Genomic DNA, 21797 nt, shown 5'->3' with positions numbered 1-21797 from the left:
ATCACCTCAAAACGAAAAGGGGCGGAAAGCCCCTTTTTGCCCTCATAAAACCGTATGCGCCGGCTCTTCGGCGATGAGCTGCACAATCCGGTTGTTTTCGTCCATAATCGCGATTTTCGGTCGATGGGCGGCGATTTTTTCCTCTGGAACGAGCACATATGAGATGACGATAATAACGTCCCCTTTTTGCACAAGGCGGGCGGCGGCGCCGTTTAGGCAAAAGACGCCGCTGCCGCGCTCGCCGGGGATGACGTATGTTTCAAAACGGGCTCCATTATTATTGTTCACTACCTGTACTTTTTCATTAGCCACAATGCCGACGGCATCCAAAATATCTTCATCGATCGTAATGCTGCCGACGTAATCGAGATTGGCCTCTGTTACACGAGCGCGGTGAATTTTGGCGTTCATGAGCGTGCGAAACATGCTTGCTCCCCCTTTCCATCCCCTTGTTCGCCGGTTTTGGGCAACTCAATCATGATATTGTCGATCAACCGGGCGCTCGCAAATCGGACGGCGACAGCGATCAGCACTGTCCCGGCGAGCGTCTCAAGCGGCGTCAAATCCGGATATGAACATACTTCGACATAATCGATCTCAGCGTGCGTATGCGCTTCAATATGCTCTCTAACCATCCGGCGGATGGCCGCTGCGCTCCGCTCTCCTCGTTCGACGGCGGAAGCGGCCGCTTGAAGCGCTGCATACAGCGCCGGCGCCTCACTCCGTTCTTGCGGCGACAAATAGACGTTGCGCGAGCTTTTCGCCAGCCCGTCCGCCTCGCGGACCGTCGGCACCGGCACGAGCTCGATCGGAAAATTGAGATCGCGGATCAAGCCGTCGACGACCGCCACCTGTTGGGCATCTTTCATCCCAAAGTACGCGCGGTCGGGCATAACAATGTTGAACAGCTTAATGAGCACCGTCGCCACGCCGTCAAAATGGCCGGGGCGCGACCGTCCGCACAGCACGTCGGCGCGCGCTTGAACGATCGCTCGTACGGTAAGCGGCTCCGGATACATCTCGTCCGCTTCCGGATGGAACAAGACGTCGACTCCATGCTGTTCGGCGATGCGCCGGTCGCGCTCGAAATCGCGCGGATAGCGGGCAAAGTCTTCGTTCGGTCCGAACTGAAGCGGGTTGACGAAAACGCTTAGGACGACGATGTCGTTTTCCGCGCGCGCCCGATCGATGAGGGAGGTATGCCCTTCATGCAAATAGCCCATCGTCGGAACGAACCCGATCGTCTTTCCTTCACGGCGATATTGGCGCATGAGCGCCTGCATCGCTGCAATCTGATCCATCACGATCATCCTTGCTTTCCTCCGTAAAGCGCCACCCATTCTTCTTCCTTCATCGTAAACGTGTGCGCCGGCTCCGGGAACTGGCGCAGTTTGACATCAGCGACGTAGTTGGCTAACGCCTCGACGATCGTCTCTTGGATGGACGCGTATTGTTTCACAAACTTCGGCACGCGGGTGACACCGTAGCCAAGCAAATCGTGATACACGAGCACTTGACCGTCGACTTCCGCCCCAGCGCCGATGCCGATGACGGGAATGGTGAGTTCCCGGGCCATGGCCGCCCCGAGCTGCTTCGGAACACACTCTAAGACAAGGGCGATCGCTCCCGCCTGCTCGCATTGTTTCGCATCATCGAGCAGCTTTTTCGCACTTTCGGCATCTTTGCCTTGCACTTTATAGCCGCCAAGAACGCCGACCGATTGCGGCGTCAACCCGAGATGGGCAACGACCGGCACGCCGGCTTTCGTCAGCGCGGCAATCATGTCGACGACTTCATCCGCCCCTTCGACTTTAACGGCGTTCGCCCCTGACTCTTGCATGATGCGGCGGGCGTTTTGCAGCGCCTCTTCTTTGGACGCATGGTACGACATAAACGGCATATCGGTGACAATAAACGTGTTCGGCGCACCGCGGCGAACCGCCTTCGTATGGTGGATCATATCATCGACCGTCACCGGGATCGTTGAATCATACCCGAGCACAACCATGCCGAGCGAATCGCCGACCAAAATCATGTCGACGCCGGCTTGCTCGGCAAGCTTCGCGGACGGAAAATCGTAGGCGGTCACCATCACGATCGGCTCGCCCGCCTGCTTCATGTGGAAAAAATCGGTTTTCGCTTTCATTTTCGTTCCCTCCTCTTTGACTGCAGAGGAGATGAACCGCCCGAAACAAAACGTCCTTCTTTCCCGCCTTGAGAAAGAAGGACGCCATAAAACCGCCGTCGGTTTCGTTCATCCCTCTGTCCTAGTCCTTCAAAAAAGGATCAAGGCAGATCATTTCCTTCACCTATTCGTGCTGTCGGCCTCGGTGCAGTTCTTCTTGCGAAAGATACTGCCCTTTTCCTCGCTTTGTATTTTAACAAAATTGTTACAATTTTTCTAGCGGCAAATTAGAACTGAATATCGGCAGAATGGATGTAATGGATGTTCTTTTGCTCATCTTCAAGGATGAGCAGCCCGTCGTCAGTGATGCCGCGGGCGATGCCGCGAATCACGCCGTTCAGCGTTCTCGCTGTCACCGGCTTGCCGATCGAAACGGCGTACCCTTCCCAAAGAAGCTTAATCGGACGGAAGCCATGCGCCAAATATTGCTCATACAGCCGCTCAAGCCGGAACAAAATTTCTTGAATGAGCGGGGCGCGCTTTACGGGCCCGCCCTTTTCAATGGCCAGCGATGTCGCGATGGCCCGGATATCCTCCGGAAACTGCTCGATCGTTTGGTTGACGTTGATGCCGATGCCGATGATGACCGAATGGACGCGGTCAGGGTCGGCTTGCAGCTCCGTTAAAATGCCGACGCACTTTCTGCCGTCAAGCAAAATGTCATTCGGCCATTTAATGTCTGGGACAAGCCCGGTCACTTCCTGAATCGCCTGGCTGACGGCCACCGCGGCAAGCAGTGTCAGCTGCGGCGCCCACTGCGGCGGGATGGCCGGCCGCAAAATGAGGCTCATCCAAATGCCCGTCCCTTTTGGGGAAAACCATTTCCGATCCAAACGCCCGCGCCCAGCCTTTTGCTCTTCCGCGACGACGAGCGTTCCTTCCGGCGCCCCTTCATACGCGAGCCTTGCCGCAATGCGCTGCGTCGAATCGACTTCGTCAAAAAAGTGGATCGTGTGGCCAAGTTTTTCCGTTTTTAAGCCGAGCTGGATTTCGTTGGCCGTCACTTTATCCGGCGTGCTGATAATCCGGTAGCCAAGGCGGCGCACTGCTTCGAGTTCAAATCCTTCTTTGCGCAGCTCCTCGATATGCTTCCATACCGCCGCCCGCGAACAGCCGAGCTGTTCGCTGATTTTTTGCCCGGACAAAAACTCGCCGTTCGCTTCGGCAAACAACTCTAACAGTTTTTTTCGTGTGTCCGATTGCGCTCCATGAGCCATGCGTAAATCCGCTCCTTCTCATTTTCGACTTCGCTGCTGACGACCGCCCGCCAGATGGCATCCAGCGTCTCTTTCACCCACGGACCGGCCGGTTTTCCAGCCCAGCGAATGACGTCTTTCCCGTTGACGGCAAGCTCCCCTTTCGTTTTGATCGGCAGCGCCGCAAAGCGGCGGCGGAGCTCCTCATGATGAGGTTCAGACGGCGCGCCGCAAAGCGCGGCGCGCACCGCTTCAACCGATAGCGCTCGCTCGAGGCCGGCTGAAAACAACTGTTCGTTCGTCCACGCCTCCGGCCTAGGGACATCATCGAGCGCCGCCAAAATGGCGCCAGCTTCATCGATTACTTTGTTGGGAAGCTTCCAGGCGCGCAAAAACGGACGAATGTCTTTGACATCAAGCGCGCGGCAAAGAAGCGCCCAGCGCTCTTCGCGCTTTGTAAGCCACGGCCAGCGAAAGGCGGCGGCCGAGCGCAGCAGCTGCTCTTTTTCGGCCAGCCCAGGCAAATAAGCGAACAGCCCGGTATCGGCCAACAGCGGCAGCGCTTCGGCAACGAACGGACCGGCGAGCAGTTTTTCCATTTCCATGGTCATCCGTTCGACAGAAATGTGGGCCATAAGCGGTGCGTTTTGGACGATCGCCCGCTTCGTGTCCTCAGCAAGGGCAAATCCAAGTTGGCTGACGAAGCGAACAGCCCGCATCATGCGGAGCGCATCTTCGCGAAACCGTTCGTCCGCCGCCCCGACCGTGCAAATGAGCCGCCGCTCGATCGCCTCTTGTCCGCCAAACGGATCAATGATCGTTCCGCGTTCATCCATGGCGATGGCGTTCATCGTGAAATCGCGGCGCTTTAAGTCTTCCTCAAGCGAACGAACGAACGTCACCGACTCCGGACGGCGATGGTCTTCATAATCGCCGTCCGTGCGGAATGTCGTCACTTCGTACGCCGTTCCTTCATGCACGACGACGACCGTGCCGTGTTTCGAACCGACGTCGATCGTTTTCGGAAACAAGCGCATCACTTCTTCCGGCAGAGCGCTTGTCGCGATATCGACGTCGCCGATCGCACGCCCGATCAACAAGTCGCGCACCGCGCCGCCGACAAAATACGCCTCATAGCCATGCCGCTTCAATTGTCGGATAATGCCGAGCGCCTGTTCAAACGGCGGTTTCATCGTTTCACCTTCCTTGCCGCAAGCGAAGCGTACAGCTGTTCATACTGGCCGACGATGTCGGCCGAGCGGAACTTGCGCTCGACCGTTTGCACCGCCTGTCTTGCCATCTCAGCGTGCAACCGGCAGTCTGTCAACAGCGCCATCGCCTGTCTTGCCGCCTCTTTGACATCGCCAAGCGGGCATAAAAACCCGGTTTTCCCATCCTCAATCACTTCCGGAATCCCGCCGATGGCCGTGCCGATGCACGGAACGCCGCACGCCATCGCTTCAAGCAATACGAGCCCGAAGCTTTCTTTTTCCGACAAAAGCATCATCACATCACTGATCGAATACAGCTCTTCGAGTTTATCCTGTTTTCCTAAAAAGCGGACATCATCTTGCAGCCCAAGCTCTTTCACAAGCCGGCAGACGACGGTCATTTCCGGACCGTCGCCGACAAGCAAGAGCTTGGCTGGCACGTGCCGGCGCACGATGGCAAACGCTCTCACTACATCAGGCACACGCTTCACTTTCCGGAAATTCGAGACATGGATCACAACTCGTTCATCGTCGCGAATGCCGTACTCGCGCCGTAAACGGCCCGCTTCCCGGCGACGGTAGACGCGTTCATCGACAAAATTGTAGACGGTATGGATCGTCGCTTGCACATCGAGCAGTTCATACGTCTGCCGGGCAAGGGCGTCAGACACCGCCGTAACGATATCCGACTGCTCGATGCCAAATTTGATCATATCGGAAAGCGACGGATCATAGCCTAACACGGTGATATCCGTGCCGTGCAGCGTCGTGATGATCGGCAGCTCGCCGACCATTTGCCGCGCCAACACCGCACAGACGGCATGAGGAACGGCGTAATGGGCATGAAGCACATCGAGCCGTTCCCGCTTTGCCACCTCAGCAATTTTGCTTGCCAATGCCAAATCGTACGGCGGGTATTGAAAGACGGAATATTGGTTGACACTGACTTCATGATAATAAATGTTGCCGTACACTTTATTCAAACGAAACGGCATGCTCGATGAGATAAAGTGAATCTCATGCCCCCGCTCCGCCAGCAGCTTGCCAAGCTCAGTGGCGACCACTCCGGAGCCCCCGACCGTCGGATAGCAAACAATCCCGATTTTCAGCTTCATCGCTCCTCCTCAAACAAATTGGAAAGATGAATCGGCGTTTTCGTCAAAAACCCTTCCGCATACGCCGCGCCGATTTGTTGACCGAACCAGCGCTCGCGGCTTTCAATCATCTCGATGTAGCCGTTGGTCAGCGGGGTGTCAACCGAGCCAGGCCGTTTTTGAAACTGGCTTTCGTACGCGCGCAGGCTGTCCAGCTTGTCATCGATCGTTTCGCTAATATCGATGAGAAAATGCGGGCGGCAAAAGGCATTGATCATATAATAATACACCGCCCGAACGCGGTGCGCATCGCCAAGCTCTCCGGCGCCATAGCGGCGGATGCCGGCGGAAAAGACCGCTTCCTCGACAAGGCGGGCGCATCGCCCGTGATCCGGATGTCGATCTCCCCAATAGGGGGCGAATACAAGGCGCGGCCGGCAGCGGCGGATGACCGCTGTGATCTGGCGGATCGCCTCTTCCTCGACATAAAGGCCGCGGTCAGGCAGCCCAAGATTGAACCGCTCGGATACACCGAGCCGGCGGGCCGCCTCGGCCGCCTCTCTCTGCCGCTCGTCGACCGTGCCGTTGGACGACAGCTCGGCTTGCGTCAAGTCGCAAATGACAATACGGTACCCACGGCGTACGTATTTGGCGATCGTCCCTCCCATGCCGATTTCGACATCATCCGGATGGGCGCCGAACGCCAACAAGTCACACGTTTCCATCATCGCTGTCACCTTTCTGGTTTCGATTCCTCCCCGCCTTTTGTTCGGCCGCGCACAATGCTGCGCCATGCCAAATCGCCGCGCTCCAACGCGCGGATGAGCAGCTCGGCCGTGCCGATGTTCGTCGCCAACGGCACGGCATAGACGTCGCAAAGCCGCATCAATGCGCTGATGTCCGGCTCATGCGGCTGGGCGGTGAGCGGATCGCGGAAAAAAATGACCAGATCCATTTCATTGCGGGCGATCATCGCCCCGATTTCTTGGTCGCCTCCGTACGGCCCCGATTGGAAGCGATGAACGGGAAGACCGGTCGCCTCCTGGATGCGCAAGCCGGTCGTGCCGGTGGCGTACAATTCATGGTTTGCAAGCACAGGCGCATAGGCGGTCGCAAATGCGACCATCTCTGCCTTTTTTTGGTCATGGGCAATTAACGCGATTTTCATTCCATTCTCCCCCGTTTGCGCAGTTTGCACACTATTCCAAAATATGCTCCAGCCCATAGACAAGCGTATGTAAATGCATCACCGTTTCCACTGCCAGCTTCACCCCGGACATAAACGAGCGGCGGTCGAGCGAATCGTGGCGGATCGTCAACGTCTGGCCGTTGCCGCCGAAAATCACTTCTTGATGAGCGACAAAGCCCGGCAGACGGACGCTGTGGATCGGGATGCCGTCATATTCGGCGCCGCGCGCGCCAGCAAGCGTTTCCTTTTCGTTCGGGTGGCCTTGCTTTTTCGACGGTCGCACTTCGGCAATGAGCTGCGCCGTCTTCAATGCCGTTCCGGACGGTGCGTCAAGCTTTTGATCATGGTGCAATTCAATGATTTCCACATCAGTGAAATATTTGGCCGCCATGCGGGCGAATTTCATCATCAACACCGCTCCGACGGCAAAGTTCGGCGCGATGATGGCGCCGATTTCTTTCTCTTCCGCCAGCTTGGTGAGCCGCTCGATATCTTCCGGCGTAAATCCAGTCGTGCCGACGACCGGACGAACGCCGTAACGCAGCGCCAGCTCGGTGTGCCGCTTTCCGGCTTCCGGCGTTGTCAAATCGATCAATACATCCGGCTTCACCTCCGCAAAACAGCGGGCCGCATCGGTGTAAATCGGGGCGTTGACGCCGGAAAATCGGTCGATCTCCGCTAAATTTTGTCCATCGTAACGGCGGTCGATGACCGCAACCAGTTCAAAGTGATCGGTTTGCTGCACGAGCGCAACCGCTTCTCGGCCCATGCGGCCGCGCGGCCCCGCGATGACAATGCGAATCGTCATGATCCTTCCTCCTTCCGCGTCCAGCGGTCGCGGTCGCGGGTGCGAAACTTGTCCATCACCCGGTCGTGCGCCGCCTGCAAATCAATGCCGAGCGAATTGGCGAAGCAAATGAGCACAAACAGCAAATCGCCCAGCTCTTCTTCCACCGTTTTTTCTTGTTCGGTCGCCTTTTTCGGTTTTTCCCCGTAGTAATGGTTCACCTCGCGCGCCAGCTCGCCGAGCTCTTCCGTCAGCCGCGCCAGCATGGCGAGCGGGCTGAAATAGCCTTCTTTGAATTGACTGATATAGTCATCCACTTCCTGTTGCATTTGTTTCATCGTTTTCTCCTGCATGGCTTGTCACCTCGTCTGTTTTCATGTTAGCGAAAAGCGGCGCATTTGACAAATGTTTTCGCCCGCTGTCAATCCGCCCGTTTTCGCTCGTCATTGCCTATATGGACAAGTTCCTCTATAATTAAGGGCGCCGACTATTTTTGCGGACGGAGGGACGGTATGATTTTTGGACTAAAGATCAAAAACTGCCTGTTTATTTTGCTTGGCGCCGCTATTTTCGCCTTCGGGCTCGTTCATTTCAACATGCAAAACAATTTGGCGGAAGGCGGGTTTACCGGCATTACGCTTCTTCTTTATTTTTTGTTCGGACTGGATCCAGCGATCACCAACTTGGCGCTCAACATTCCGCTCTTTTTCATCGGCTGGAAGCTGCTCGGCCGCCAAACGTTTCTCTATACCGTCATCGGCACGGTCGCCGTTTCCGTCTTTTTGTCCATCTTTCAACGCTACATGATTCATATGCCGCTTCGACATGACATGACGCTCGCCGCCTTGTTTGCCGGCGTCTTTATCGGCGTCGGCCTCGGCATTATTTTCCGCTACGGCGGCACAACCGGAGGCGTCGATATTATCGCGCGCCTCGTCCATAAATATAAAGGCATCAGCATGGGCAAAACGATGTTTGCCTTTGACGCCACCGTCATCACATTGTCGCTTCTTCTTTACCTGTCATACCGCGAGGCGATGTATACGTTGGTCGCCGTCTTTATCGCCGCCCGGGTCATTGATTTTCTGCAGGAAGGCGGCTATGCGGCAAAAGGGGCGACCATCATCTCAGAAAAAAGCGAAGAGATCGCCAACCGGATCTTGACAGAGATGGAGCGCGGCGTCACCGTGCTGAAAGGGCGCGGCTCGTATACGAAGCGCGACCGCGACGTCTTGTATTGCGTCGTCGCCAAAAACGAACTGCCGCGCTTAAAAAGTGTCATTATATCCGTTGATCCGCATGCGTTCGTCGCCGTCACCGATGTGCATGATGTGCTCGGCGAAGGGTTTACGCTCGATGAACAAAAGCGGCCGCTGGAACCATGAAAAGCCGCTGGCGCGAAAGCCCAACCGGGACAAGCCCGGCAAGCGCCGCTTGAAAGTGCCGGGGCGGTGCTTGCACAAAGCGACGGGAAAACAAAAAAGAGGGGGAAACGTTTCCCCCTCGCAAAAAGCGCCGGTGCTTAGTCTTCCGGCTGCCGCGCCCGCTTCTCTTCCTTTTCTCCTTTGTACTTCCGCCAGCCAACGTACGTCAGCGTCAACACGATCACTCCGCCAGTGGAAATCATCACCCAAATCAGCGACGGATCAGCTTCGTCCTTTTTCACCCCGGCAAACAGCGCTTCAAGATCTTGACGCGCATCGGCAAGTTGCTCGCGCTGCTCGTCTTCGCCGCGTTGCCAAAACGCGGCGGCCTGCAACGCCTCAAGATCATCATCGACCTTTGTCGCGATATCCGGCGGCACGTCGATTTTCACACTCGGCTCGATCAATGTATAGCGGTCAAGCAACTGGCGGAGGGCAGCGGCATACGCTTTCTGCTCGCCTTGTTGTGCCGCCTTTTCGACCGCGGCAAACGCCTCCATGACAGCCGGCTCCATCTCCGTCCAAAGCGGCTGGTATGTCGAATGGATGGCGTCAACAACAAGGCGAAACTGGGTGATCGCCGCCACTTTGTCTTCCGCGGAGATCGGCGCCGTCATCGCCTTGACTGCCTGCTCATGCGTCACGGTCACCGCCCGCAATTCATCGGCCGATTTCAACCGTTCTTTTGCCCCAAGGGCGAAAAACCGCTTGGAAAAATAGCGGAGCACTTCTTTTGCTTCGGCAAAACGACCGTTTTTCGCCAATTGCAGCGCCTCGTCGGAAATATCGTCCAACTGCTCCCAACCGTTTGTTTGTCCAGCCGCGCCAATGGGCGCTGGCCATAAAAAGGCGAGCGACAACAACATGGCTAGCCCGATTCGCTTCATCATCGTCCCTCCCTCATCCACTAGTACAATGTATGAAGGAGTGGACAAGAGTAGACCAGGCAACTGCTATATATATAAGTTGCAATAAAGATTTTCCGATTGTTCGATTCTGTTTTCCTTCATAACAAGTCATTTTGATAGAATGCAGCGGGCGTTCTACTGGATGTAAAACAAAGTTTCAACTTATATAGACTCCCATGACAAAAAAATTTCGTCACCATCGAAGGGATGAAAATGCCGCTATGTCGAACTCTGAAACCTTGCACATTTTGAAGTTCGGGTATTTTCAGGATAGATGCAATTCGAAGCTTTACCATTTGCAGCTTTTACCGAGTATCTGATCGACTGTCGGGGGACCGAACAACGCCGCTTAAAGACCCATATATGGGTCTTTAGGGCAGGCGGTTGTTCGGTCTTCCGTCACGCCTTGGCGTGACGGAGGCAAGCCTGTGGCTTGCCTTCGACAGTCGAAAATGGACAAACCGCTTTTCCGTCAAGGATATGTTAAACTTCTTCGTTGCATCTATAATAGAAAGCTGCCGCCCAACGTTCCTCCTTGTGTTCAACGCTCTACTCTGATGCCTGCCGGAAAGACATGCCGCCCGGCAGAAGCGGCTGGCGCCGGAGGCGGACGCCAAGCTGATACGCAGCGGCAATCGATGCGATGCTCAACCAAAACGTAAAATAGCCGATTTCGTTGGCGTAGTCAGCCAGCACACTATAGCGCGGCATCATGCCAAAAACGTAGTCGATGACATCGTTATGCAGCGTCCACACGGCCGCCAGCATAAGGTGAAGGAAGCGGAATCGATAAAACCGGGCGTACAGCATTCCTTCGATCGCCATCGCCCCGTGCGAAACGATCAGCATCCACCCGGCCCAATCGAGCGTGCCGGTGACGCGCCAAACGAGCACATTCATAACGACCGCCCAAATTCCATACTTAACAAGCGTCACCAAAGCCAACGCTTCAAAAAGCGGCGCCGACCTGCCGAAAAGCCATGCCACAAGGACGACAAGAAAAAAAAGGCTCGCCGTCGGGCTGTCGGGAACAAACGGCAAAAAGACGGGCGGCGTATCGGCAAGTTGATAACGATACCAATAATATCCATAGATGGTGCCGGCCGCGTTGACGAACAAGAGCAGCCAAACAACCGGCCGGGAAGCCAACAGCGCATAAAGCCATGCCATCATCTGCACCTCGCCTCGGTTTCATGTTGGCACGAAAAAAGCTGACTAACGCGAGTCAGCTTTTCCGTGCTGAACGAATTATTCCGCTTTTAAGCCGGCGATGAATTCCGCCATTTTTTTCAGCTCTTCATCCGTGCCTTTAAAAATGCCACCTGGCATGCTGCCTTTCCCTTCTTTGGCGATCTTCGCGATCTCTTCCGGCGTCAAGCCGGTGCCGATGAGCGACGGGCCGGCGCCGCCGGACAAGTTTTGTCCGTGACACGATGTACATGTGTTCGCTTGGGCGATTTTATAGCCTTCCGCGTTCGTATCAATTTCCACTTCCGCACGAATTTTCCCTTGCTCAGCTGCTTTTTTCCAGTCGTGTGTGACGACCGCTTCCCATGTCAAATAAACAATAGAAGCGAGCGCCAACAACATCATGCCGGTTGCCACCGGGCGCTTCCAAGGACGGCGCTCCGGACCGCGATCCAAAAACGGCGCCAGCAGCAAAGCAGCAAACGCCAGCCCCGGCATGACGATCGCACCGATAACCGTATACGGACCGGACGCATACGAGTATTTGAGCAATTGGTATAAGAACAAGAAATACCAGTCAGGCAGCGGTATATACGTCGTGTCCGTCGGGTCAGCGACCCGCTCAAGCGGCGACGGGTGGGCGACCGTCAAGCTTAAAAAACCGACGAGAAAGACCGAACCGACAAGCCATTCCTTCAAGAGGAAGTTCGGCCAAAACACTTCCGTTTTCCCGGGGTACTCTGAATAGTCCTTCGGAATATTCGGTTTTCTTACCGCGGGAACACGGGAATCGCCGACAAATTTCATTCCTTTTCCGCGATGCATTGCGTGATTCCCTCCTTTTTTCTATCGCCTCGAAACGCGGGCCGACCGATCATAGCGGACCGGAAATGCCTTGTCTACGAATCATCAAAAAGTGCGCTGCCATTAAGCCGAGCAAAGCGGCCGGCAAGAAGAAGACGTGAATGGCAAAGAAGCGCGTCAACGTTTGCGCGCCGACAATTTCCGGATCTCCAGCCAACAGCGTTTTGATCGCCGGACCGATAAGCGGCGTCGCCTCCGCGATTTGCAAACCGACTTTCGTCGCGAACAGCGCTTTCATATCCCATGGCAACAAGTAACCGGTAAAGCCAAGACCCATCATCACCATAAAGATCAATACGCCGACGATCCAGTTCATCTCGCGCGGCTTTTTATACGCCCCTTGGAAAAAGACGCGCAGCGTATGTAAGAACATCATGACGATGACCAAGCTTGCCCCCCAGTGGTGCATGCCGCGCACGATCTGGCCGAACGCTACTTCGTTTTGCAAATAATACACCGATTCCCATGCGTTTTTAATATCCGGGACGTAGTACATCGTCAAAAACATGCCCGACAAAATTTGAATGACCGTGACAAAAAACGTCAGTCCGCCGAAACAATAGACAAAGGCGGAAAAATGGTGGGCCGGGTTGACGTGCTCCGGAACTTCGTGATCGGCGATATCCCGCCATAAAGGCGTAATATCTAAGCGTTCATCGACCCAGTCATACAGCTTGTTTAACACGCATTACGCCTCCCCTCGTGGTTTCGCCTTGCCTAAATACAGCTTTCCGTCTTTCACTTCGAACTCGTAGCGGTAAAGCGGAGCTGGCGGCGGCGTCCCCGGAACGTTCGTGCCGTCTTTCGTATAGAGCCCGTAGTGGCACGGACAGAAGAAATGATTCGGGTTGTTTTTGTCCGTATTCCAGTCGACCGTACAGCCAAGGTGTGTACAAATCGGTGACAGGGCGATAATGTCCCCTTTTTCATCCTTATACACCCAAGCTGATCTCGGTTCTTCCGACTCGTACCAAGCGTCTTTCACCTTCGCTTTAAAGTCGAAGCGCTTCGGTTCGGTCGTGATCTCTTTGACGTCCGCTACCGCGACCATATCCGTGCCTGCCGTCTCTCTCAAGATCGGGTCAAAGGCGAAGCGGAGCATCGGCATAAGCATTCCTGCTGCCATAAAGCCGCCGACCCCGGTCAGCGTGTAGTTTAAAAATTGACGTCTCGTTACGCGATGTTTGTTGTCGCTCATCGTCTTCCCCCCTCTATGCAAAGTCCAGTCCGCACCGGACGATTGTATGTATAACACATACGGAAAACTAGGACATTCTAATGATAGCTCAATTGCTGGACAAGGTCAATATCGCAGGCGGCAAAACGTCGGACTTTGCCGCGTCTACTCTTGCGCCCATCGACCGATGAGAAAGCGGAGCAGCTCGGCGGCCTGCTCTCTGACAAGCTCGTGCTTGTACGATTCACCCATGCTCTCGAGCGGAACAACCGGAACGAACCAAACGCGGTCAGCTTCTTCGCCCTCTTGCCACGCACGGTCGCACGTCACATAAAACAGATGCTTCATTCCTTCCCGCTTAAGCCGGTTGGTCCAATCCGCCAGCCTTTCGGTAAGCAGCGCCCGCGGCTCATCGGCAAAATACACAAACGACGGCATCAAAAACAACCGGCCCTTCAGCTGCCGCTCGACCTCGGCCGCGATGAGCCCGACAAGCTCCCCGCCGGAAGCGAGCCGCTTCGCTCCTTGGCCGAAAGCCACCGGCAAAAGCGGAAGGAGCGCCGTGTCGATGTAGTCGCGCTCTCGTTCATAGAGGGCGACGTCCTCGCCTGTCCACTTCATTCGTACTCTCCTTTTCCTCAAAGTTTCTTCCCTTCATCACCATACCATATTTTTCGGCAAAAGAAAAACCTTGCCGGCGGCAAGGTTTTTACAATTTGTTTAATTCATCGGTCAGGCGGCGGAACGCCTCTTCATCATGGCGGTCAAGCGCCTCATCGATCAGCTTCATGAGCCGCCCGCGCCGGAATTCGTAAATGGAGCGTTCCAAAAACTGCTCGGCGAGGCGCTGGTCGTTTTCGCTCACTTGCGCCTGCTTCGGCGCGTACGGATTTTCCTCAAGCACGGCGACATATTGCGGCGAATGAAAAGAAGCGCGGAAATTCAGTTGAATGTAAATATCTTCGTCGCGGTTTAAACGGATGTCATGGAACGATTTCTCCGCATCGGTCGTCATCACATTCCCTTTGTAGAAGCGAAACGGCACGTCATCCACGCAATGGGTCGACATCACGATGCCGCGCGGGCAATATTGGGCATTCTCGACAAAATGCACCTTTTGCATGAGCTGGTCATGGCTCATCAAATAGTTTAAAATCCAGACACACTCGCGCCGCTTCAACTGATAGTGGCTTAAAAACCAACGGATAAACTCTTTTTTCTCATTGACGGATACGTGCGTCATTGTGCGCTTCCCCCTCGATCGGTTTCCAAGAAAGAGGTTGGGCCACCGCTTCTCCCCTACTCTTCGAGCTCAAGCAGCATCTCCGCCGCCTCCGTATGGGTTGGGTCGAGACGGACGATCTGTTGAAATATTTCTTTCGCCGCCGCCCGATTTCCTTCCTCGATGAGAAAATATCCGTACTCTTCGAGGAACTCGACATTGTGCTTAAAGAAATTATATGCCTCGCCGTAATGATTTAATGCATCGTCGTACATCTCAAGCCGATGTTTGGCGCGCCCAAGGTCCCATTCAAACTGCGGATCGTACTCGCCATCGGCCATCGCCTGCTCAAGAAGCGCGACGACATCCTCATAGCGCTGTTCGTTTAGCCAAAGCGCCGATAAAACCGTGAGCGCCTCGATGTACCCGCCATCGATCTCAAGCGCTTTTTTCAAATGTTCCTCTGCCTCCTCCGGCTTGTTCAGCTTGAGCGCCAGCTTGCCTGCGTAAAGGCGGAGCTCTTTGTTCCATTCGTCGACGCCGATGCCCTCAAGCGCCGTCTCATAGCTTTGCACGAGCCGTCCTTCTTGTTCATACGCTTTCGCCAAATAAAGGTAAAGCGGAGTGTAGTCCGGATCGAGCTCTTTTAAAGCGCTGAGCTTATCGATGGCCGTTTGTGTATAGCCGGCCTGCAACGCGGTGAATCCGTAGGCGAACAGCGTCCGACTGTCCATTTTTTCATTGAGCGCCTCCTCATAATATGGAAGCGCCGCCTCGAATTCCCCGGAACGGCTGAGCGCCTCAGCGATCCGTTCAGTGATCAAGACGCCGGCCATCTCCTTATTCGTCTTCCGCACCTGTTCATAAAGCGGCACGCTTTTTGAGTATTCCCCGTGCGAAAAATACAACTCAGCCAACGCAAACTGCACGATCGGCTCATCTGGAGCTTTCTCGTACGCTTGACGCAGCTTCCGCTCGCTCACTTCCGCCAGCCCTTGCATTTCGTACAAATCGGCGGCAAGAAGGCACGCGCGGACAAACTGCGGATCGTCTTCGTCGATCTCCGACAAAATGGCGAGCGCTTCCTCTTCGGCTTCAAGCTCCGTATACACTTCCGCCAAAAACAGGCGAATGTCGCCGTCATCCGGATAGCGGGCAGCCAGCTCCTCAAGCAGCTCCTTCGCCTCTTCCGGCATTCCCCATCCGTACAAGCAGTCGGCAAGCGCGTATTTTTCTTCATCACTTCCATATTTTTTCACTTTCGGCACGAGCGCCAACGCTTGGTCGACGTTTCCGTTTTCCACTAAGCGAATGATTTGTTCGACGCGTGTCATCGTTTCGTCAGCCCTCTCTTGCGGCAGGCGGCCATCCGCCTTTGCCATTCAAATCGTTATGTACTGTTACAATGGGAACATGAATGATGATAATCGATCATGGCCGTTTCCGCAACCAAACCGCTCGCCGTCTGGAAGGTGCGTCGTTTTTTTTATCTAGAAACAGGAAATGTATCCGCTTTCAAAAAATACGGAGCCCTTCCTCTCACTGACAATATATGAACGAACAACGCAAAATATGACCGCCCGCCCGCTTGGGGCGGGAGGCCTTACAGCAGCGAACGGAGGTCGGCAAAAAACGCCGGATAGGAAACGGCGACCGCTTCCGAACGCTCGAGGCGGACCGTCCCTTTGGCGATGCAGGCAGCAACGGCGAGCATCATGCCGATGCGGTGGTCGCCATGGCTGTCGACAACAATCCCGTCGGCATAAAGCGGCGTTTTGCCGCGGATCATCATGCCGTCGTCGGTTGCTTCGATGTCAGCGCCGAGTTTTTTCAACTCGGTGACGACCGTATGGATCCGATTCGTCTCTTTCACCTTCAGTTCGCTCGCGTCTTTGATGACGGTCGTTCCTTCCGCCTGCGTCGCGAGCAAGGCAATGATCGGAATTTCGTCGATCAATCTTGGAATCAGATCCCCGCCGATTTCAACCGCCCGAAGCGTCGACGTGCGGACCGTAATATCACCGACCGGCTCGGTTTCCTCGTGGCGGACGTTGTCAATCGCAATATCCGCCCCCATTTGTGTAAGCACATCGATGATGCCGGTCCGCGTTGGATTTAAGCCGACGTTTTTCAGCGTAATTTCGCTGTTTGGCACAATGGCGCCGGCGACAAGGAAAAAGGCGGCTGACGAAATATCGCCGGGAACGTAAATGTGCGTCCCGCGCAAGCGTTGCGGACCGGCCACCGAGACGGTCAAGCCATCCACATTCACTTCACCGCCAAACAACCGAACCATCCGCTCGGTATGATCGCGCGAGCGGTGCGGCTCAGCAACAGACGTCACGCCGTCAGCGAATAAGCCGGCGAGCAAAATGGCCGATTTTACTTGCGCGCTCGCCACCGGCGAAGTGTAGCGAAGCGGGCGAAGCGCGCCGCCGCGGATGGAAAGCGGCGTATAATTGCCGCCCTCACGCCCGTCAATACGCGCTCCCATTTCGCGAAGCGGTTTCGTCACCCGCCCCATCGGTCGCTTGGCGATCGATTCATCGCCGACAAGGCAGGCGTGAAACGGCTGGCCGGCCAAAATGCCGAGCAACAGGCGCGCCGTCGTTCCCGAGTTGCCGACATCAAGCACCGCAGCCGGCTCGCGCAGCCCGCCGGGGCCGGCTCCTTCGACAACGACTGTCGTCCCGTCCTGGCGAATGTCAACGCCGAGTTTCCGGAAACAGTCGATCGTGCTTAAACAGTCCGCCCCAGGCAAAAAATGGTCAATCACCGTCCGTCCAGAAGCAAGCGCCCCGAGCATGACGGCGCGATGGGAAATCGATTTGTCGCCAGGGACTTCGATCATTCCTCGGAGCGACGACACGTTGGTTGGCAACTGCATGCAAAATCCCTCCATTGTTTTTCCTTGCTACCCTTCATAGGTGGCATAGTTCGTATGTTTGGCGAGGCACGCTTTCGCCCGCGCCCGATCGTCTTCGCTTTGGAAGCTGAGGCGGAGCACGCCGTAAATTTCTTCGCGCGTCTCAATGATGCGGATGTTCGTGATGCTGATGTTTTCTTCGGCCAAATAGCCGGTCACTTCGGAGATGACGCCCGGATAATCCGGCACGTCGACATACAAATCGTAAAACGACGGAATCGCTCCTTTCGTTCTCGACGGCAGCCCGTCGCGAAACTGTTTCGCCTCCAAAAAGTAATGGTAAATAGCGATGCTGTTTTCTTCTTCGACAAACGAACGCAGCCGCTCCATTTCGGCGATCCAGCGGTCAAAGAGCGCAAGCAGTTCATGCTTGTTATGGATAAAAATATCGCGCCACATTTCCGGATTGCTCGACGCGATGCGGGTGATGTCGCGGAAGCCGCCGGCCGCCAGCCGGCTGACGAGGGCGTTTTCGCACTCGTATTCGCGCGCCTGATGAACGAGGCTCGCCGCAATCAAATGCGGAAAATGGCTGATTACGCCAGTGATGCGGTCATGCTCTTTGGGCGTTAAGATGACAAACTGCGCTTTCGTTCCCGCAAGCCACTGTTTCAACGCCTCGACTTGCTGCGGCGGCACATCGTCCGTCGGCGTCAAAATGTAAAAGGCGTTTTCAAACAGATGAGCCCTTGCCGCCGCCACACCGCTTTTATGCGACCCGGCCATCGGATGGCCGCCGATGAACGCTACGCCATGATCCAACAGGCGGCGGGCGCCTTGAACGATGCGCTGCTTCGTGCTGCCGACATCGGTAACGATAACGCCGCGCTTCAACCGCTCGAGCGGCATCGATGAAAGCAGCGCCTCCGTCTGCATGACCGGAACGGCCAGAACGATCAAATCCGCCTGTCCGTATCCGTCTTCGGGCGAACGGGCGGCTTCGTCGATCACCTTGAGCGAACGCGCCAAGCCGAGCTGCCGCTCATTGACGTCGTAGCCGATGATCATCGCCTCCGGATGCGCTTTTTTAATCGCCAATGCAATCGATCCGCCGATCAAGCCGAGGCCGACAATGAACACTTTTCCTTCCAATCGTCCCACCTACTTTATGTAAACGTGCGCCCGCTGCTTTTGAAAAGCAACGGGCCGATCTTTTCTATCCATCCCGCCGCTGAACGGTCAGGCGAGCTGTTTTTCCCGAAGCAGTTGCGAAACGAGTTCCAACACCCGGTCGTTTTGCTCTTTCGTGCCAACAGTCACACGCACGCCGGTCGGCAGCCCAAGCGCTTGGCCCGAGCGGACAATGACGCCGCGCTCCAGCAAATAGCGGAACACTTCGTCGCCATCCAACCCGAAATCAATGAACAAAAAGTTTGTCTGCGACGGGTAATACTTCAGGCCGTTCTCCTCGCAAAAGCGATAATACCGCTCAAGCTCGGCGCGATTTCGTTCGACGCAGGCGCGGATGAACGCTTGATCGTCAAGTGCGGCCGCCGCGGCCGCTTGGGCGATGGTCGACGTGTTAAACGGCTCGCGCGCCGGCTCGACGGCGCGGATGAGCGTCCCACTCGCCACGCCGTAGCCGACGCGGAGCGCAGCGAGCCCGTATGCTTTCGAGAACGTGCGCATGACGACAAGCTGCTCGTACTCGTTTAAAAGCGGCACCGTTTGCGGGTAGTCGGGCGCCGTCGCATATTCGTAGTACGCTTCGTCCACGACGACGAGCACGTGCGGCGGCACGCGATCCAAAAAGGCGCGCAGCTCGGTGTCATTCACATACGTGCCCGTCGGGTTGTTCGGATTGCAAATCCAGACGATGCGCGTGTTTTCATCGATCGCCGCAAGCATCGCCTCCAAATCATGACGCCCATCAACAAGCGGCACTTCGCGCACCTCGGCCCGCTCGATGATGGCATTGTGCCGGTATTGCGGGAATGTCGGCGCCGCCATCACTGTATTCGCCCCCGGCTCTAAAAAGGCGCGGCAAAGAATTTGCACCACCTCATCCGAACCGTTGCCAAACAGAAGCTGTGTTTCCTTGACGCCAAGATGCTTCGCCACCTTTTCGCGCAACGTGCGGGCGCAGCCGTCCGGATAGACGGCGAGGCGGTCAAGCTCAGCGGCGATGGCCGCTTTTGCCGATGGCGACGAACCGTACGGATTCTCGTTAGAAGCAAGTTTAATAATCTCAGGCAAGCCATATTGCCGTTTGACTTCTTCGATCGATTTTCCCGGCTGGTACGGAGAAAGACCCCGGAGCGATTCCTTTACTTGCATGATTGTCGCCAACTCCTTCAATTCGGAACTTTTAGCGCGAAGAACACGGCTCCCGAAGCGGCGCGGCAAGCGAACGGGCGTAGGCAGCAAACTCGGCGACGGCCGCTTCCCTTTCGTCCGGCGCCTGCAACCTCGGAGCCAGCTGCTCGACTTTTTGCACGAGCGCGCTGCCGACGACAACGCCGTCGCACACCTCTTTCAACATCGCGACTTGCTCCGGCGCCGAAATGCCAAAGCCGACGGCGACCGGGACGCGGCTATGCCGCTTCACTTCGCGGAGGAAATCGCCGAGCGTCTCCGGCAGCGTCTCACGCACGCCTGTAACGCCTAGCGAGGAGACGCAATACAAAAACCCTTGCGCCGCCGAAGCGATCCGCTCGATCCGCTGCTTCGACGTCGGCGCAACAAGCGAAATGAGCGGGAGACCAAACCGTTCGCCAAGTTCGCGGAGCGGACCGCTTTCCTCAAACGGCAAATCGGGAATGAGCACGCCGTCGGCGCCATTTTCCCGCGCTAAAGCAAAAAAGGATTCTTCTCCTAATTGTAACACAGGATTGTAATACGTAAAGAGAATAATCGGAATGTTTACCCCTTTTTTTCGCATCTCGCCAATAAGCTGAATGGCTTTCGGCAGCGTCATGCCCCCGTCAAGCGCCCTTGCGGCGGCGCGTTGAATCGTCGGTCCGTCAGCGAGCGGGTCGGAGTACGGCACGCCAAGCTCCAATATGTCAGCGCCGGCCTCCTCAAGCGCCAAGGCGAGATCGATCGTCACATCGGGAGCCGGATCACCGGCAACGATAAACGGGATAAATAGCGGCGGATTAACGGACAGTGGCAATGTCTTCACCTTCCCTCGCACCAAGATGGCGCATCATCGTTTGCACATCTTTATCTCCGCGGCCGGACAGGCAAATGAGCACCGTTTCATCCGGCGGCATCTCGCGGGCGAGCTCGACGGCTTTCGCCACCGCATGGGCCGACTCGATGGCCGGAATGATGCCTTCCGTTTGCGCCAACAATTGAAACGCAGCGACGGCCTCGGCATCGGTCGCGCTTTCGTAGCGGACGCGGCCAATGCTCGCCAAATACGCATGTTCCGGGCCGACGCCGGGGTAATCAAGGCCGGCTGAGATCGAATACGGTTCGAGAATTTGTCCGTACTCGTCTTGCAACAGGTAGGTCATCGCCCCGTGTATGACCCCTTTCGTCCCTTTTGTGATTGTCGCCGCATGGTGCGGAGTGTCGATCCCTTTGCCGGCCGCCTCGACGCCGACGAGGCGGACGTCATCTTGCAAAAACGGGTAAAACATGCCGATGGCGTTGCTGCCGCCGCCGACGCAGGCAACGATGACATCCGGCAGCTTCCCTTCACGGGCGAGAAACTGTTCTTTCGCTTCATCGCCAATCACGCGCTGAAACTCGCGCACCATTTTCGGGTACGGATGCGGACCGACGACCGAGCCGATCATGTAAAAATGGTCGTCGCAGTGGGCGACCCAATAGCGAATTGCTTCGTTCGTCGCATCTTTCAACGTTCGGTTGCCGCTTGACACCGGCACGACTTCGGCGCCCAACAGCTTCATGCGAAACACGTTCAGCTCCTGCCGCTTGATGTCTTCTTCGCCCATAAAAACGATGCAATCCATGCCGAAATGGGCGGCCACCGTCGCCGCGGCGACGCCGTGCTGGCCGGCTCCGGTTTCAGCGATCAGCTTTTTCTTGCCCATCCGTTTTGCCAAAAGCGCCTGGCCGATCGCGTTGTTGATTTTATGGGCGCCCGTATGGTTTAAATCTTCGCGCTTTAAATAAATTTTCGCGCCGCCGACTTGCCGTGTCAAATTCGGCGCGAACGTGAGCGGGGTCGGGCGACCGGAGTAATGCTGCAAAATGCGGATGTATTCTTGTTTGAACGATTCATCGGCAAGCGCTTTGTCAAGCTCCGCTTCGATTTCCTCAAGCGGAAGCATGAGCGTCTCAGGGACAAACTTGCCGCCGAAATCGCCAAACCGGCCGTATTCATTCGGAACGCGTTCCATCATCTAACCCCACCTTCTCCTTCATAAAAGTTGAAAGACGAAGAGCCGCATTTCTTCAAAGTGCCTGTGTTTGTTAACCGTCCGAGCGTCAGCGCCGTCTTTTGGCCCTTCGT

Annotated in this window: 24 protein-coding genes; 1 reads left to right on the top strand and 23 read right to left on the bottom strand. The window is 55.9% G+C overall.

Going from position 1 to position 21797, the window contains the following annotated elements:
* Window positions 1-42: 42 nt before the first annotated feature.
* From panD to CD000_RS04660, 10 genes are all read right to left on the bottom strand, one after another.
* Entirely contained in the window at window positions 43-426 is a 384-nt protein-coding gene (panD, locus tag CD000_RS04705) for an aspartate 1-decarboxylase (RefSeq protein WP_013144919.1), read from the bottom strand.
* A complete protein-coding gene (gene panC / locus CD000_RS04700; protein ID WP_014196191.1) occupies window positions 408-1310 on the bottom strand; it encodes a pantoate--beta-alanine ligase in 903 nt (300 codons plus the stop codon). Before panC ends, panD begins: the two co-directional genes overlap by 19 nt.
* Entirely contained in the window at window positions 1307-2146 is an 840-nt protein-coding gene (gene panB, locus CD000_RS04695) for a 3-methyl-2-oxobutanoate hydroxymethyltransferase (protein WP_011231664.1), read from the bottom strand. Before panB ends, panC begins: the two co-directional genes overlap by 4 nt.
* A gap of 266 nt (window positions 2147-2412) precedes the next feature.
* A complete protein-coding gene (locus CD000_RS04690) occupies window positions 2413-3402 on the bottom strand; it encodes a biotin--[acetyl-CoA-carboxylase] ligase (protein ID WP_096224994.1) in 990 nt (329 codons plus the stop codon).
* The gene (locus CD000_RS04685) at window positions 3360-4574 is read right to left on the bottom strand and encodes a CCA tRNA nucleotidyltransferase (RefSeq protein WP_096224993.1); all 1215 of its coding nucleotides are present in this window, start codon (window positions 4572-4574) and stop codon (window positions 3360-3362) included. The genes CD000_RS04690 and CD000_RS04685 overlap by 43 nt, the downstream gene beginning before the upstream one ends.
* Window positions 4571-5707, bottom strand: a complete 1137-nt coding sequence (gene bshA, locus CD000_RS04680; RefSeq protein WP_081130579.1) for an N-acetyl-alpha-D-glucosaminyl L-malate synthase BshA — start codon at window positions 5705-5707, stop codon at window positions 4571-4573. Before bshA ends, CD000_RS04685 begins: the two co-directional genes overlap by 4 nt.
* Entirely contained in the window at window positions 5704-6414 is a 711-nt protein-coding gene (gene bshB1, locus CD000_RS04675) for a bacillithiol biosynthesis deacetylase BshB1 (RefSeq protein ID WP_096224992.1), read from the bottom strand. The genes bshA and bshB1 overlap by 4 nt, the downstream gene beginning before the upstream one ends.
* A 5-nt stretch (window positions 6415-6419) precedes the next feature.
* Window positions 6420-6854, bottom strand: coding sequence for a methylglyoxal synthase (locus CD000_RS04670; RefSeq protein ID WP_096224991.1), 435 nt, complete (start codon window positions 6852-6854; stop codon window positions 6420-6422).
* A gap of 31 nt (window positions 6855-6885) precedes the next feature.
* A complete protein-coding gene (gene dapB, locus CD000_RS04665) occupies window positions 6886-7683 on the bottom strand; it encodes a 4-hydroxy-tetrahydrodipicolinate reductase (protein WP_096224990.1) in 798 nt (265 codons plus the stop codon).
* A complete protein-coding gene (locus CD000_RS04660) occupies window positions 7680-8015 on the bottom strand; it encodes a nucleotide pyrophosphohydrolase (protein ID WP_011231671.1) in 336 nt (111 codons plus the stop codon). Before CD000_RS04660 ends, dapB begins: the two co-directional genes overlap by 4 nt.
* 159 nt (window positions 8016-8174) lie before the next feature.
* On the opposite strand from CD000_RS04660, the gene CD000_RS04655 reads away from it, so the two are divergent.
* Complete coding sequence (locus tag CD000_RS04655) at window positions 8175-9047, top strand: YitT family protein (protein WP_011231672.1); 873 nt, start codon at window positions 8175-8177, stop codon at window positions 9045-9047.
* A gap of 137 nt (window positions 9048-9184) precedes the next feature.
* Here the strand turns inward: CD000_RS04655 and ypjB are convergent, their stop codons facing one another.
* The 13 genes from ypjB to trpB all read right to left on the bottom strand — a co-directional run bounded on the left by ypjB (window position 9185) and on the right by trpB (window position 21684).
* Window positions 9185-9973 (bottom strand): sporulation protein YpjB, encoded by a 789-nt coding sequence (gene ypjB, locus CD000_RS04650; protein WP_015375261.1) that lies wholly within the window; start codon window positions 9971-9973, stop codon window positions 9185-9187.
* 570 nt (window positions 9974-10543) lie between these two features.
* Entirely contained in the window at window positions 10544-11164 is a 621-nt protein-coding gene (gene lhaT / locus CD000_RS04645; protein ID WP_013144910.1) for a lipoprotein heptaprenylglyceryl N-acetyltransferase LhaT, read from the bottom strand.
* Between the two features lie 78 nt (window positions 11165-11242).
* Entirely contained in the window at window positions 11243-12007 is a 765-nt protein-coding gene (locus CD000_RS04640) for a menaquinol-cytochrome c reductase cytochrome b/c subunit (protein ID WP_096224989.1), read from the bottom strand.
* 49 nt (window positions 12008-12056) lie between these two features.
* Window positions 12057-12731: a menaquinol-cytochrome c reductase cytochrome b subunit gene (qcrB, locus tag CD000_RS04635; protein WP_011231676.1), complete on the bottom strand. Its 675-nt coding sequence runs from the start codon at window positions 12729-12731 to the stop codon at window positions 12057-12059.
* A gap of 3 nt (window positions 12732-12734) precedes the next feature.
* Window positions 12735-13244 (bottom strand): menaquinol-cytochrome c reductase iron-sulfur subunit, encoded by a 510-nt coding sequence (qcrA, locus tag CD000_RS04630; RefSeq protein WP_096224988.1) that lies wholly within the window; start codon window positions 13242-13244, stop codon window positions 12735-12737.
* Between the two features lie 144 nt (window positions 13245-13388).
* Complete coding sequence (locus tag CD000_RS04625) at window positions 13389-13844, bottom strand: YpiF family protein (RefSeq protein ID WP_011231678.1); 456 nt, start codon at window positions 13842-13844, stop codon at window positions 13389-13391.
* Between the two features lie 88 nt (window positions 13845-13932).
* Window positions 13933-14466 (bottom strand): ReoY family proteolytic degradation factor, encoded by a 534-nt coding sequence (locus CD000_RS04620; RefSeq protein ID WP_063167316.1) that lies wholly within the window; start codon window positions 14464-14466, stop codon window positions 13933-13935.
* Between the two features lie 56 nt (window positions 14467-14522).
* Window positions 14523-15779 (bottom strand): tetratricopeptide repeat protein, encoded by a 1257-nt coding sequence (locus CD000_RS04615; protein WP_011231680.1) that lies wholly within the window; start codon window positions 15777-15779, stop codon window positions 14523-14525.
* A gap of 269 nt (window positions 15780-16048) precedes the next feature.
* Window positions 16049-17332 (bottom strand): 3-phosphoshikimate 1-carboxyvinyltransferase, encoded by a 1284-nt coding sequence (aroA, locus tag CD000_RS04610; RefSeq protein ID WP_021322190.1) that lies wholly within the window; start codon window positions 17330-17332, stop codon window positions 16049-16051.
* A 27-nt stretch (window positions 17333-17359) separates the two neighbouring features.
* On the bottom strand, window positions 17360-18463 hold the full coding sequence (locus CD000_RS04605) for a prephenate dehydrogenase (protein ID WP_013144904.1): 1104 nt from the start codon (window positions 18461-18463) through the stop codon (window positions 17360-17362).
* 87 nt (window positions 18464-18550) lie between these two features.
* Window positions 18551-19648, bottom strand: coding sequence for a histidinol-phosphate transaminase (hisC, locus tag CD000_RS04600; RefSeq protein ID WP_096224987.1), 1098 nt, complete (start codon window positions 19646-19648; stop codon window positions 18551-18553).
* 31 nt (window positions 19649-19679) lie between these two features.
* A complete protein-coding gene (trpA, locus tag CD000_RS04595) occupies window positions 19680-20486 on the bottom strand; it encodes a tryptophan synthase subunit alpha (RefSeq protein WP_023634341.1) in 807 nt (268 codons plus the stop codon).
* The gene (trpB, locus tag CD000_RS04590; RefSeq protein ID WP_031213046.1) at window positions 20470-21684 is read right to left on the bottom strand and encodes a tryptophan synthase subunit beta; all 1215 of its coding nucleotides are present in this window, start codon (window positions 21682-21684) and stop codon (window positions 20470-20472) included. Before trpB ends, trpA begins: the two co-directional genes overlap by 17 nt.
* Window positions 21685-21797 lie beyond the last annotated feature (113 nt).

The organism is Geobacillus sp. FJAT-46040 (genome assembly GCF_002335725.1).
In the GTDB taxonomy this organism is placed as follows: domain Bacteria; phylum Bacillota; class Bacilli; order Bacillales; family Anoxybacillaceae; genus Geobacillus; species Geobacillus thermoleovorans.
This window is presented reverse-complemented; position numbering and strand designations above follow the sequence as displayed.